Origin of the sequence: Ramlibacter sp., assembly GCA_019635435.1 — a bacterium.
In the GTDB taxonomy this organism is placed as follows: domain Bacteria; phylum Pseudomonadota; class Gammaproteobacteria; order Burkholderiales; family Burkholderiaceae_C; genus JAHBZM01.
This window is the reverse complement of sequence record JAHBZM010000001.1, coordinates 635221-646974: the sequence shown is the minus strand read 5'-3', so window position 1 is coordinate 646974 and position 11754 is coordinate 635221. Positions and strand designations below refer to the sequence as shown.

The following is an 11754-nucleotide window of genomic DNA, read 5'->3' as shown; positions in this document are numbered from 1 at the left end:
CAAATGCCCAGACCTACAATCGCGGATATGACTTTTTCCACGATTTCGGCACTTTCGCCGCTGGACGGCCGCTATGCCGCCAAACTCGCCCAGTTGCGGCCCCTGATGAGCGAGCAGGGCTACATGCACCGGCGCGTGCAGGTCGAGGTCGTCTGGTTCATTGCGCTCAGCGACGCCGGATTCACCCAGTTCAAGCCCCTGAGCCCCGGAGCCCGCACTTACCTGCTCGGCCTGACCAAGAACTTCAGCGAGGCCGATGCCGCCGCCATCAAGGACATCGAAAAGACCACCAACCACGACGTGAAGGCCGTGGAGTACTGGATCAAGTCCAAGTTCGAGGCCCGCCCCGAACTCAAGGCCGCCAGCGAGTTCGTCCATTTCGCCTGCACCAGCGAGGACATCAACAACACCAGCCATGCCCTGCAGCTCAAGGCCGGGCGCGACCTCGTGATCCTGCCGGCGCTGGACGCGGTGATCGGCAAGCTGCGCGAGATGGCCCATGCCCATGCGGCGGTGTCCATGCTCAGCCGCACCCACGGCCAGACGGCCAGCCCCACCACGGTGGGCAAGGAAATCGCCAACGTGGTCATGCGGCTGGCGGCGGCGCGCGAGCGCATCGCCGGCGTGAGCATCATGGGCAAGATGAATGGCGCCGTGGGCAACTACAACGCCCACCTGTCGGCCTGGCCCGACTTTGACTGGGAGGCCTTCAGCCGCAAGGTGATCGAGACGCCCGAGCCGCTGGGCCTGGGCCTGACCTTCCAGCCCTACAGCATCCAGATCGAGCCGCACGACTACATGGCCGAGCTGTTCGACGCCGTGGCGCGCACCAACACCATCCTGGTGGATTTCTCGCGCGACGTCTGGGGCTATGTGAGCCTGGGCTATTTCAAGCAGCGCCTGAAGGCCGGCGAGATCGGCTCGTCGACCATGCCGCACAAGGTCAACCCGATCGACTTCGAAAACGCCGAGGGCAACCTGGGCCTGGCCAACGCGCTGCTGCGCCACCTGAGCGAGAAGCTGCCCATCAGCCGCTGGCAGCGCGACCTGACCGACTCCACCGTGCTGCGCAACATGGGGGTGGCGCTGGGTTACGCGGCGCTGGCCTACCAGTCATTGCTGACCGGCCTGAACAAGCTGGAGCTCAACGAAGAAGCGCTGGCTGACGACCTTGACGCCGCCTGGGAAGTGCTGGCCGAGCCGATCCAGACCGTGATGCGCCGCTACGGCGTGCAGGGCGCCTACGAGAAGCTCAAGGAAGTCACGCGCGGCAAGACCGTGCGGGCCGAAGACCTGCACGGGCTGATCCGCTCGCTGGAGATTCCCCAGGAAGAAAAAGACCGGCTGCTGGCCATGACCCCGGCCAGCTACACCGGCAAGGCGGCCGAGCTGGCCCGCCGCGTCTGAAATGGCCCCCACGGTCGTGCACTGCGTGTCGCTCCCTGCCCCCCGAGGGGGCCGCGTTCCGCCTTGGGGCGGCCCGGCGGCGAAAACGGCCCCCACGGTCGTGCACTGCGTGTCGCTCCCTGCCCCCCGAGGGGGCCGCGTTCCGCCTTGGGGCGGCCCGGCGGCGAAACCTCACTGATCGAACCCATTGGCTCTCAAATCCACCATCTTCAAGGCGAACCTGCAGGTCGCCGACATTGACCACGGCTACTACGCGGACCACACACTGACGCTGGCGCGCCACCCGAGCGAGACCGACGAGCGCATGATGATCCGGCTGGCTGCGCTGGCCATCAATGCCCACCAGCTGCAAACCGTGTGCAACGGCGACGGCACGCTGGGCTTTGGCGCGGGCCTGTCCGACCCGGACGACCCGGATGTGTTTCTACGCGACTTTACGGGGCAGACCCGGCTGTGGATCGAGGTGGGGCAACCCGAGGACAAGCCCGTGATCAAGGCCTGCGGCAAGGCCGACCAGGTGATGGTGTACTGCTTCAACCACGCCGCCGAAATCTGGTGGCGCGGCATCCAGAACAAGCTCACGCGGCCGCAGAACCTGAGCGTGTGGCGGGTGCCCACGGTGGCTTCGCAGGCGCTGGCTGCGCTGGCCCAGCGCAGCATGCAGCTGCAGGCCACGCTGCAGGAAGGGGCGCTGATGCTGGGCGATGGCGCCCGCAGCATCGACATCGAGCCGCTGCGCTGGAAGTAGGCCGGCGGGCCGCGCCGTCAGGGCATGGCGCGCCCGCAGTTCCAGCACTGCTCGAAGCCGCCCTCCACGATTTCGCCGCAGGCGCAGGCCCAGCGGCGCTGCGGCAGGTTCTGCAACGCGTGCAACAGGGCTCGGGCCGCTTCTTCCTGCTCCTCATGGTTGAGCCAGATTTCTGGCAGGCACTGGTCGGGCGGCAGATCGCCCGCGGCACTGCTGAGGAAGTAGCGCTGCAGCGATGCGGCGATGCCGGCTTCACGCAAGGTGTCGACCCAAAGTGTGGCGATCGCGATATTGGGAGCCTGGGTCAGCCGCAGCATGAGGTGTCAGTCGGCCGGCGTTGATGGCGGCGCTGGCGGCAGATCCCGCGACTCCACGGCACGCTCGGCGTACCGGTTGAAGCGCCAGGCCTCGCTTTGCTGGGTGATGCGGCGCCAGACCTGGCGTTTTTCAGCGGGACTCATCTCGGGCCAGCGCTGCACTTCTTCGAAGGTGCGTCCGCAACCCTTGCAGTCGGCATCGCCCTGGCTGGTGGAGCAGATCGCGATGCAGGGCGTGTCGGGCGTCGTGTCATACCAGGCCCGCCAGGCGGCCAGGGCCTCGGGCGGAAAGCCGGTCTCGTCGGCCTCGTCCTCATGGTAGTAAATCATCAGCGCATACACCTCGGCCAGCGCGCGCAGTTCGGGTGCGAGCGTGATGCCATCGGGCGAGGGTTTTTTCCCGCGCCAGAAATTGATGGCGGCTTCAATGTCGGTGATGTGGATTCCGGCCATGGGTGTGTGCAGGGGGAGGGGCATGATAGCGCGTGCCTCGGTTGCGGTGTGCGAAGCCCGCTGGCCGGTGGCCGGCGATGGGCCTTGCGAAATTTCGCTATCTTTTAAATAGCACAAAGTGGCCGCCAGGCAAGGACTACAGCCTCTTTTTCTTTAAATCGCGAAAAGAATTCGTGGGGTCATTGGCTTGCCAGCCGCGAAGCGTACTGCTTTAATACACCCACGAAGGGGAGTAGCTCCCCACTCTCGCTGCACAGGGAGGTGCCCCAGGGCATCGCGGCAAGGGTGATCAACAAAGTCGTCAATACGAAGTACACCTTCCGGCTTGTTGGGCACATATCCGCATGACACCATGCCGAGCAAGACCTTCGACACGGAACCTGAGCCAGGTTCGGTCGAAGCGTGATTGTGATCCACCATCACATCTCCACTGACTGAACGGGTTCCGGTTGTTGATCGGTCCTACCCGGAGTTTTGTCATGGAGTTTCTTTCAGCCCCCTGGTGGTCAGCCCTGCTGGCCATCGTCCTCATCGACCTCGTGCTGGCAGGCGACAACGCGATCGTGATCGCGCTGGCCGCGCGCGGCCTGCCACAGCACCTGCAGAAAAAAGCCATCGTCTGGGGGACGGTGGGCGCCATCGTGGTCCGCTCGGCCATGACCGTGGGCGTGGTCTGGCTGCTCAAGATCCCGGGCCTGATGCTGGTGGGCGGGCTCGCACTGCTGTGGATCGCCTACAAGCTCATCGCCAACCAGGACGGCGACAACGGGCACGGCGGCCCGGTGGTCACCACGTTCTGGGGCGCCATGAAGACCATCGTGGTCGCCGATGCGATCATGGGCATCGACAACGTGCTGGGCGTCGCGGGCGCGGCGCACGGCGCGTTCGACCTCGTGATCATCGGCCTGCTGGTGAGCATCCCCATCGTGGTGTTCGGCAGCACGCTGGTGCTTCGCCTGGTGGAGCGCTTCCCCGCGATCATCTACATCGGCGCGTCGGTGCTCGCCTTCACGGCCGGCAAGATGATCGTCAATGAAAACCTGCTGGCTGCCGTTTTCAAGGGGCCCGAGGCCGCGCACCAGTTCGCGTACTGGTCGGTCTGCGCGCTGGCCATCGTCGGCGTGCTGGCCGCCGGCTGGCTCAGAAACCGCCGGGCCCAACAGGAACCGGGCCACGCGGCCTGACCCTTCCCACTCATTTCACCAGGAGACCCTCATGGAAAAAATCATCGTGTACGTGGACGACGCGGCCCATGCGCAGCAGCAACTGGCCCCCATGCGCGGCAGCGCGCCGCAGGGCGGTCAGGCCACAGCCACCCACTGGGTGTTGGTGGCCTGCGCCCCGCGCATGACCCGGCGCATCAGCAAGTGGGTCAGCCACAGCGCGCGCGAGAACTGGCGCACCAAATGGGCCGACAAGCTGTTTGGAGAACTGGTGCCAGGCTTGCAAGGCCATGGGGATGTCGTGACCCAGGTGCTGGCCAAGGGCCCCCTGCCCGAACTCACGGACCGGCTCAAGGCGGAACACGGCACCCTGCGGGTGCTGGACGCGCGGCGTCCGCGCTTTGGCCAGGACCTGCCACCCGTCACGGCAGACCAGCCCGCCGCTCACGACGGCCGCTGGACCCTGCCCGGCGCGGCGCTCGGCATGGGCGCGATACTGGTGCTGGCGGCGGATTGAGACCGTGGCGGGGCCCGACCGCGCGGGATGACGGTTCGGCGCGCCGGTGCTATGCTCCGCGGCCATGAAACTGATTGTCAAATGGCTGCTCAGTGCCGCCTCGTTGTTGCTGGTGGCCTATGTCTATGCCGGCGTCGAGGTGAAGAGTTTCACCGCGGCGCTGATTGCCGCCTTTGTGATCGGCCTGTTCAACACCGTGGTCCGGCCCGTGCTCGTGGTGTTGACGTTGCCGGTCACGCTGGTCACGCTGGGGCTGTTCCTGTTCGTGATCAACGCGCTGATGTTCTGGGCCGCGGCCGCGGTGCTCGACGGCTTTCACGTGCAGGGCTTCGCGGCCGCGCTGCTGGGCTCGCTGATCTATTCGGTGCTGGGCATCGTGATCGAGTCAGCGCTCGAGCGCCTGTTCCCGAAGCAGTGACTCCACCTGCCGCGTCCGGGTGTCGATGATCGATGCCTCGATGTGGTCCTCGCCCAGCGTCCCCGTGCGCGCCTTCTGGCGCACCAGCTCCTGGGCGGCCTTGAAACGGTCCATGGCCGCCGCGTAGTCCAGGTGCGCGACCTGGGCCTCGGCTTCGGCGCGAATGGCCCGCACCGGTTGCCCCTGGGCCGCGTAAGCGCCGGCCAGCAATTGCCAGGCCGTGGCATCGCGCGGGTGCAGCGCGGTCCAGGTCTGCAGCGCCGATGTGGCCCGCTCGGGGTGCCCGCCGCGCGTCTCGGCCTGAGCCCGCAGCAGCAGGTCGGGCCGCCCCGCCGAGACGGCCGGCAACAGGGCGGCGGCGCCAGCCGCATCGCCCGCGTCCAGCGCGATCTCGGCCACCAGCAAGCGCGCCAGACGGGAAGCCGCCACGTCCTGTTTCACAAGGTCCTGCAGCTGAAGCGCGAACCGGCGCGCCGCCGCCGCATCCCGCAGCTTCAGGCTGGCCAGTGCGGCGGCATACAGGCTGCCAGCCTGCCTGGCCGGACTCAGCGAAGGCCAGCCCGGAACCTGGGCTTCGGTGGCCAGCGCACGCAAGCCATCGACCCCCGGGCTCGACAGCACACGGGCCCGAGCCACCACCATGGCGTGTTGCAGCGTGGGGGGCGTCGGCGTGACGCTGCGCCCGGCCAACTGCTGGCGCGCCTGCATGTCGGCCATGCGCTCGGTGGTCATGGGGTGGGTGCGCAGGTACGGGAAGGAGCCGTTTTCGTTGAGCCGGGAGGCTTGCTGGAGCTTGTCAAACATGGTCACGAAGCCCAGCGGCTCGAAGCCGGCTTGCGTCATCACGCCATAGCCGATGCGGTCGGCCTCGCGCTCCATGTCGCGCGAGAAGTTCAGCTGGTTCTGGATCGCCAGTGCCTGGCCGCCCGCGATGACGGCGTTGCCGGCGTCGGGGTTCTTGCTGGCCGCGATGGCGCCCAGGATCATCGCGCCTATCACCCAGGGCGTCTGCCGGTTCTGCTGGGTCATCAGGCGCGAGATATGGCGCTGGGTCACGTGGCTGAGCTCATGCGCGAGCACCGACGCGAGCTCGTCACGGTTGGCCACCACCGCGACCAGACCCAGCTGCAGGCCCAGGTAGCCGCCGGGCAACGCGAACGCGTTGATGGTCCGGTCCTTGCCCAGCAGGATCTGCCAGGCAAAGCGCTCGTCCAGCTCGGGTGTGACCTCGCCGCGCAGCCGCGCGGCGGCGAGCAAAGGCTCCCAGATGGCCTGCACATACTCAGCCAGGACCGGGTCATCGATGTAATCCGGGTCCCGGTACAACTCCCTGGCGATCTTCTCTCCAAGCCGCCGCTCGGCCCCCGTGGAGAGTTCACTGCCGTCGCCGAGGGTGGGGAGCTGGGCCGAGGCAGGCGCCGGGATTCCCGCAAAGATCGCTCCCAAAACAAGAGCAAGCTGTGCAAGACAGGCGCGGGCTGTGGACTTTTTTGAGGTGTACCGCGGTTTCAAAATGAATCCAGTGGCATGAAGGCCACCACGTCGGCCGTGACGGGGTCGACGAAGGCGGTCCAGAAAGCCTTTCTGCCGGTCATGGGTACGAAGGCCGTCGAGCCGGGGCGCCGGCCAGCCGCCTGGAGCACCGCGTCGATCTCGGCGGCCCGGGCAGGGAAGCGGCTCTCAAGCAAAGTCACAGGCTTGGCAGTCGCAAGCACCGAGGCCTTGGCAGATGCATAGTCTTGCCAAAGATCGGGGCGCGCGCCCAACGCAACACCCTGCAGTGCAGCGAGTGTTGTGTCCAGCTTCTCCTTGTCGTTGCGGAACGGGCGAACGGCCAGCAGCGTGGGGCCCGTCAACGGCAAGGCCCTGATGCCGGGCGGGGTCTTGCCGAGTTCCTCTTCCGGGATGTCCACCGCGTGCACGACCCGGAAACGGTCGATCTCGAAGACCAGGTGCACGGGCCGTGCCAATGCCACAGTCCAAAGCCCATAGCCCAGGCCCGCCAGCTGGATCAGGCCGACGATCGCCAGATCCCGCGTCAACTCGGCCTTGGGCTTGCGCCGATTGAAAATTGCCAGCGTGATCAGTGGCCCAAGGATGACGTCAACCGTGACCACAATGAAGAACAGCTCACGACCACCGGAAATTTCCCGGTAGGGGTAGGGGAACCAGATGCCAAAAACCAGCAGCGCGGCCAATGCCGCAATGGTCAGGCTGATGCAAAGATGAATGCCGGCGGCGCGGAATCGGTCTTTCCAGTGAATCATGATCGTATGATGCGTCAGCAGGATGAAGAGCCTGTAAACGGTTTTTACCACCACTTTTCCGAAACATGAATTCCCTGACGCACTTCGACGCACAAGGCCAGGCCCACATGGTCGACGTGGGCGGCAAAATGCCGAGTCACCGGGTGGCCGTGGCGGGTGGCCGCATTGAAATGCGGGAGGCCACGCTCGCATTGATCCAGTCAGGTACTGCGAGCAAGGGCGACGTGCTGGGAATTGCCAGGATTGCCGGCATCCAGGCGGCCAAGAAGACCAGCGACCTGATTCCCCTCTGCCATCCTCTGTCCCTGACACGCGTCGCACTGACGTTTGAAGCGGATGAGGAGAAGCCCGCCATCAACTGCACGGGTACTGTCGAAACCGTCGGCCCCACGGGCGTGGAGATGGAGGCCCTGACGGCCGTCCAGATCGCCTTGCTGACGATCTACGACATGTGCAAGGCCGTGGACCGGGGCATGACCATCACCGGCGTGAAGTTGCTGGAGAAACACGGCGGGAAATCGGGCAGCTTTACGGCGCCCTAATCCCGGGAAGCGGCGAAGGGCTTGAGTCCGCGTAACGGCGCGTCCAGCTGGCGTACTCCCTGGGGAACGCCGCACGGAATCGCATCATGTGCGCAAGGGCCTCGTCGTCTCGCCTCTGCAGGACCAGGCTTTCGACCAGGATCTCGATCACGCGAGGCTCCGGCGAAAAGTGGAGCAGGTCGAGCGCCAGGCTGCCCAGATGCTCCGCATTGGCGCGCGTTAACGGTGTGGTGGTGAGCTCGGCAAACCGCACCTGACTGCCAAAGAGCAACGAGTCACCAATCTTTTCCAGGGTGTTATCGCGGAAAGCGGCTGATCGCTGCGCCTGTGGCAGGTAGATCTGGCACACGCGGTAGTAGTCCCATGACGCATACGCGACCCCCGCCAGAACAACACCCGCGATGCCCAGCCGCAATGTCGCCGGCATTTGCCAGGGAATTCCGGAGGGTACACGCGCAGACACACGCCAGAGGATGACCATGGCCAGGCCAACAGCCATCTGGAATGGCCCGTACCACAGCGGATACTCGACCAGACTGTGAAACAGGATGAGTGCCAGAACCGCCCACGCCATCTGGCGCATGGGATCCGTTTCCCGCCACGGCGCGCCACGCCAGAGGAGCCAGATGAATGCGCAGCACGCTGCGGCGGCCACCGGGATGCCGAGCTCCACGGCCAGATGCAACGGCAGGTTATGCGCATTGTCGAGAATCTCGCAGAATCGGGGGCCTTGATAGAGGGTGTAGTAATGCGCATAGTCCAGCTCGCCCCAGCCCCATCCCAACCATGGCTTCTCACCAATGAGGTGAAGCACGTTGGACCAGAGAATCATGCGGCTCGAACAACCTGTGCTGGCGGACAACCGCCACCAGACGTGGGCGGCATCGGCATCCGACAACGTCCTCAGAAGCAGCGGAAGCCCAAGGCTGGCCACCACATAGAACCCCCATGCAACAGCGCAAAGGCGCAATGGCTTGGCCGATCGCCACCAGGACAGGCTTAAGAACGTCACGAGCGCCAACTGCAACAAGCCTGTACGAGAGACCGTTGAGGCATTGGCAATCGCCAACACAAGGACAGCGCCGTACAGGCGCCAGCCCGCAAGTCCCTTCGAGGCCCGCCACAACGCGGCGACCAGGCCAATCATCGTCAGCGTGGCCAGCTGATTCCGTTGACGGAGATTGCCAAATGCCAGTCCAGGCTCTGACGCATTCACCAAAGGTGTGAAGTAGTGCGCCCACCCAAAGTACTGCAACAGTGCAATTGCGCTGCTGATCACGGCGGCTGAAAGCCAGGCCGTGGCGATGAGATCACGCCAGCAAGCCCCTGCGAGACTTCCCTGCCCCGGTCTTGCCAGGGCACCAAGCAGCGCGGCGCAGCCGACGCTGACCAGCCACGGAACGACGCCGGGTGAAGGGCCCGGTGCAACGGCGATGAGCCATGGCAACGCCATCAACCCGACGAACGCAAACCTGCCGAAAGCGGCAGATGCGTCACCCGAGCGATTCCCGTTGCTGGGCTGGCGTACCGCTTGGAGTGACACTGGTCGCACGTGTCCTCAGGGCAAGGCCAGGGAACGCAACTCCGGGTAGCGCTCCAGGGACAGTTGCTTGATGTTGTCTTTGATCTGCCCGTAGAGCTTGTCCCCTCGCTGCGACCTCATGACTTTCAGTTGCCGGATGGCTTCGGTCTTGTCGCCATTCAGTGCGAGCGCCAGGGCATACCGGTATTGCGTGGCGCTCCATGGATATCTGAGGGCGAGGTCTCTGAGCCTTTGGATCTCACTGGGTGGCATGCCATTCCGGATTTCGATTCGGGATCCGCTGAGAAGTGCGCCGAGTTGTGTCAGCAAAACGAGGCGCGGCTCGTGATGGCTTGGCGGGGTCGTTCCAATCTTCAGAGCCTCAAACCGGACGATGCGGAAGTCCTCCTCCGCCTCCATGTACTCGACGGCAGTCGCCAGCATGAGCGCACTCAACAGCAACGAAATAGCCAGCGCCACTTTGACATCGAAATTGAAAACGGCCGGGGCACCGGCCGCGCCCTCCAGCACGCCAATTAGCAAGAAGACCGGCACCAGGAAATAGGCATAGGCATACGGATACTCCAGTAGGGAGTGAAGCACCATAGGCAATGCCACCGCAAGGCAGAACCAAGGCGTTGCGCTGGACGCTTCCCGCACCCTGCGATTCAGCCACCAGCACCCCATCGTCACCATACCGATCGCCATAGGCAAACCGAACCACAAGGTGGCATCAAGAATGAAATTGTGGCTGTAGCTATAGGGCTCGCTAACTGTGTACGCGTCCGCTACTGCGTTGTGCGCCCTGGAAACACCCATGGCACCCCAACCTGTCCATGGATGTTGCCATGCGGCCTCAAGCAGTTGAGGCCAAATCTGGAATCTCAGACTTCCGGCTGTAAATCGGTTAGCAATGCTCCCGTCCACAATCTGCAAAAACTCTAGCAGTCGTGGCCAGGCAAAGAACATCCCTGCAAACACTGCTGCACAAGCCGGCCCTGCGAGCACGGGAATGTGCGGAGCAACGGCTTTCCGCTTGATTTGCCACCAGACAAGCAACATCAACATGGATAAAGCACCTGCACGGGATTCGGTCAGCGCCAGCCCTGCCGCGAGAACCATAAACATGAGAGCCGAGGTGAGATGCGAGAGCTTTTCCGTGGCATACAGAAACAACATGCTTGCCATGCCCATGACCAGCAAGGTCGCCAATTGATTGGCCTGCCCGAGGTTGCCCCCTGGGCGACGCAAATCCGGCATCCTGACAATCCAGCCTGCGCTCTCCCATAACTCAAAAACCTGAGCGAACGCGATGACTGCAGACAGCAACGCACCTGCTGCCAAAGTCCACGCCAGCAAATTCTGGAGCGTGACATCTTCGGCGCCCGGACGATGCGACTTTGCAAGATTGGAACCCGCATTGAAACCAATCGTCAAACAGGTGATGCAGAGGGCGATGTAAACGGTGACAACGAGGGCATCTCCCCAGAAAGGGACGATGCCCAACTGCGCTTGAAACTGAACAACGCCGATCAGCGCAACAAGCGGCATCACAAAAGCGGGAATACCTACTGTGAAACTCTTGCGGCGACGCAGCACGACCGCCAACCCGGTCAGGGCAGACAGATATACGGCGACAAAAGCCGCCGCCTCCAGATGCCAACTGACCCAAGGTGGAAAATGCTCCGTGGCAAGCCAACTCACCAGCAAGAGGCTCGGCCCGCCCACAAGCGCAACCAGGGCGCCCAACGAAAAACGCCCCCAAGGGGGCGTTTCCATCACGGGCAAAAAAGCCCGAATCATCAGCTACCGCGGCAGGAACCCGGCAAGACCTTGGCAGGAACCGTCGTCACGGCGGAACCGCCGTTCAGGACTGCGCGGTTGCCACAAATCCACTGCGACAGCGGAGCGGAAGCCGTGATGGCCCCATTACCGGCGGCGGTCGGCACCAAGCTTACCGTCGCATCGTCAATGGCGGTGTCACCAAAACCAGTGGCAGTTACGATGATGCCGCCATTGGCATCAGTATCGACCTTCTTCACATATTTGGACGTGGCAGTGGAGCTCTCGCAGCCCCATTGCCCAGCAGCAGGCAAACTGGTCGCGCTGTTGGTCTGGAACACTTCGGTGATCGACGTGCGGCAAGCCGACGACGCCAGAATCACTTCAGACATCTTGGCGCGCTTGGTGTAGTCCTGGTAAGCAGGCAGGGCCACGGCGGCCAGAATACCGATGATCGCAACCACGATCATCAATTCGATCAGGGTAAAACCCTTTTGCATGGAACGCTTCATTTAAAAACTCCTCAGTGAAAAAAGTTGGGCCAAGGGAAAGAGCAGCTTCTGTGCCAAGACTTCAGCGTGTTGAAACAGGCAACAGCCCGCCGTTTTGCGCCACAGA

General features: G+C 63.9%; 13 protein-coding genes. 6 read left to right on the top strand and 7 right to left on the bottom strand.

What is annotated here, in order from left to right:
* The first annotated feature begins 27 nt into the window (after positions 1–27).
* Positions 28–1407, top strand: a complete 1380-nt coding sequence (gene purB / locus KF796_03085; protein MBX3585604.1) for an adenylosuccinate lyase — start codon at positions 28–30, stop codon at positions 1405–1407.
* 187 nt (positions 1408–1594) lie between these two features.
* A complete protein-coding gene (locus tag KF796_03080) occupies positions 1595–2155 on the top strand; it encodes a YaeQ family protein (GenBank protein MBX3585603.1) in 561 nt (186 codons plus the stop codon).
* A gap of 17 nt (positions 2156–2172) precedes the next feature.
* On the opposite strand, the gene KF796_03075 is transcribed toward KF796_03080, so the two are convergent.
* On the bottom strand, positions 2173–2472 hold the full coding sequence (locus tag KF796_03075; protein ID MBX3585602.1) for a DUF2007 domain-containing protein: 300 nt from the start codon (positions 2470–2472) through the stop codon (positions 2173–2175).
* A 6-nt stretch (positions 2473–2478) separates the two neighbouring features.
* The gene (locus KF796_03070; GenBank protein ID MBX3585601.1) at positions 2479–2925 is read right to left on the bottom strand and encodes a DUF3717 domain-containing protein; all 447 of its coding nucleotides are present in this window, start codon (positions 2923–2925) and stop codon (positions 2479–2481) included.
* Positions 2926–3404: 479 nt separating this feature from the next.
* On the opposite strand from KF796_03070, the gene KF796_03065 reads away from it, so the two are divergent.
* From KF796_03065 to KF796_03055, 3 genes are all read left to right on the top strand, one after another.
* Positions 3405–4109, top strand: coding sequence for a TerC family protein (locus KF796_03065; GenBank protein MBX3585600.1), 705 nt, complete (start codon positions 3405–3407; stop codon positions 4107–4109).
* 31 nt (positions 4110–4140) lie between these two features.
* Positions 4141–4605, top strand: coding sequence for a hypothetical protein (locus tag KF796_03060; GenBank protein ID MBX3585599.1), 465 nt, complete (start codon positions 4141–4143; stop codon positions 4603–4605).
* A 64-nt stretch (positions 4606–4669) separates the two neighbouring features.
* Entirely contained in the window at positions 4670–5023 is a 354-nt protein-coding gene (locus KF796_03055) for a phage holin family protein (protein ID MBX3585598.1), read from the top strand.
* On the opposite strand, the gene KF796_03050 is transcribed toward KF796_03055, so the two are convergent.
* Positions 4991–6538: a M48 family metalloprotease gene (locus tag KF796_03050; protein ID MBX3585597.1), complete on the bottom strand. Its 1548-nt coding sequence runs from the start codon at positions 6536–6538 to the stop codon at positions 4991–4993. The genes KF796_03055 and KF796_03050 overlap by 33 nt on opposite strands.
* Entirely contained in the window at positions 6532–7290 is a 759-nt protein-coding gene (locus KF796_03045) for a pilus assembly protein (protein MBX3585596.1), read from the bottom strand. Before KF796_03045 ends, KF796_03050 begins: the two co-directional genes overlap by 7 nt.
* A 65-nt stretch (positions 7291–7355) precedes the next feature.
* Here KF796_03045 and moaC point away from each other — a divergent pair, with 65 nt between their 5' ends.
* On the top strand, positions 7356–7832 hold the full coding sequence (gene moaC / locus KF796_03040; protein ID MBX3585595.1) for a cyclic pyranopterin monophosphate synthase MoaC: 477 nt from the start codon (positions 7356–7358) through the stop codon (positions 7830–7832).
* Here moaC and KF796_03035 read toward each other — a convergent pair.
* The 3 genes from KF796_03035 to KF796_03025 all read right to left on the bottom strand — a co-directional run bounded on the left by KF796_03035 (position 7819) and on the right by KF796_03025 (position 11648).
* Complete coding sequence (locus tag KF796_03035) at positions 7819–9285, bottom strand: O-antigen ligase C-terminal domain-containing protein (protein ID MBX3585594.1); 1467 nt, start codon at positions 9283–9285, stop codon at positions 7819–7821. The genes moaC and KF796_03035 overlap by 14 nt on opposite strands.
* 105 nt (positions 9286–9390) lie before the next feature.
* Positions 9391–11157, bottom strand: a complete 1767-nt coding sequence (locus KF796_03030) for an O-antigen ligase C-terminal domain-containing protein (protein MBX3585593.1) — start codon at positions 11155–11157, stop codon at positions 9391–9393.
* Positions 11157–11648 (bottom strand): pilin, encoded by a 492-nt coding sequence (locus tag KF796_03025; GenBank protein ID MBX3585592.1) that lies wholly within the window; start codon positions 11646–11648, stop codon positions 11157–11159. Before KF796_03025 ends, KF796_03030 begins: the two co-directional genes overlap by 1 nt.
* Between the last annotated feature and the right edge of the window lie 106 nt (positions 11649–11754).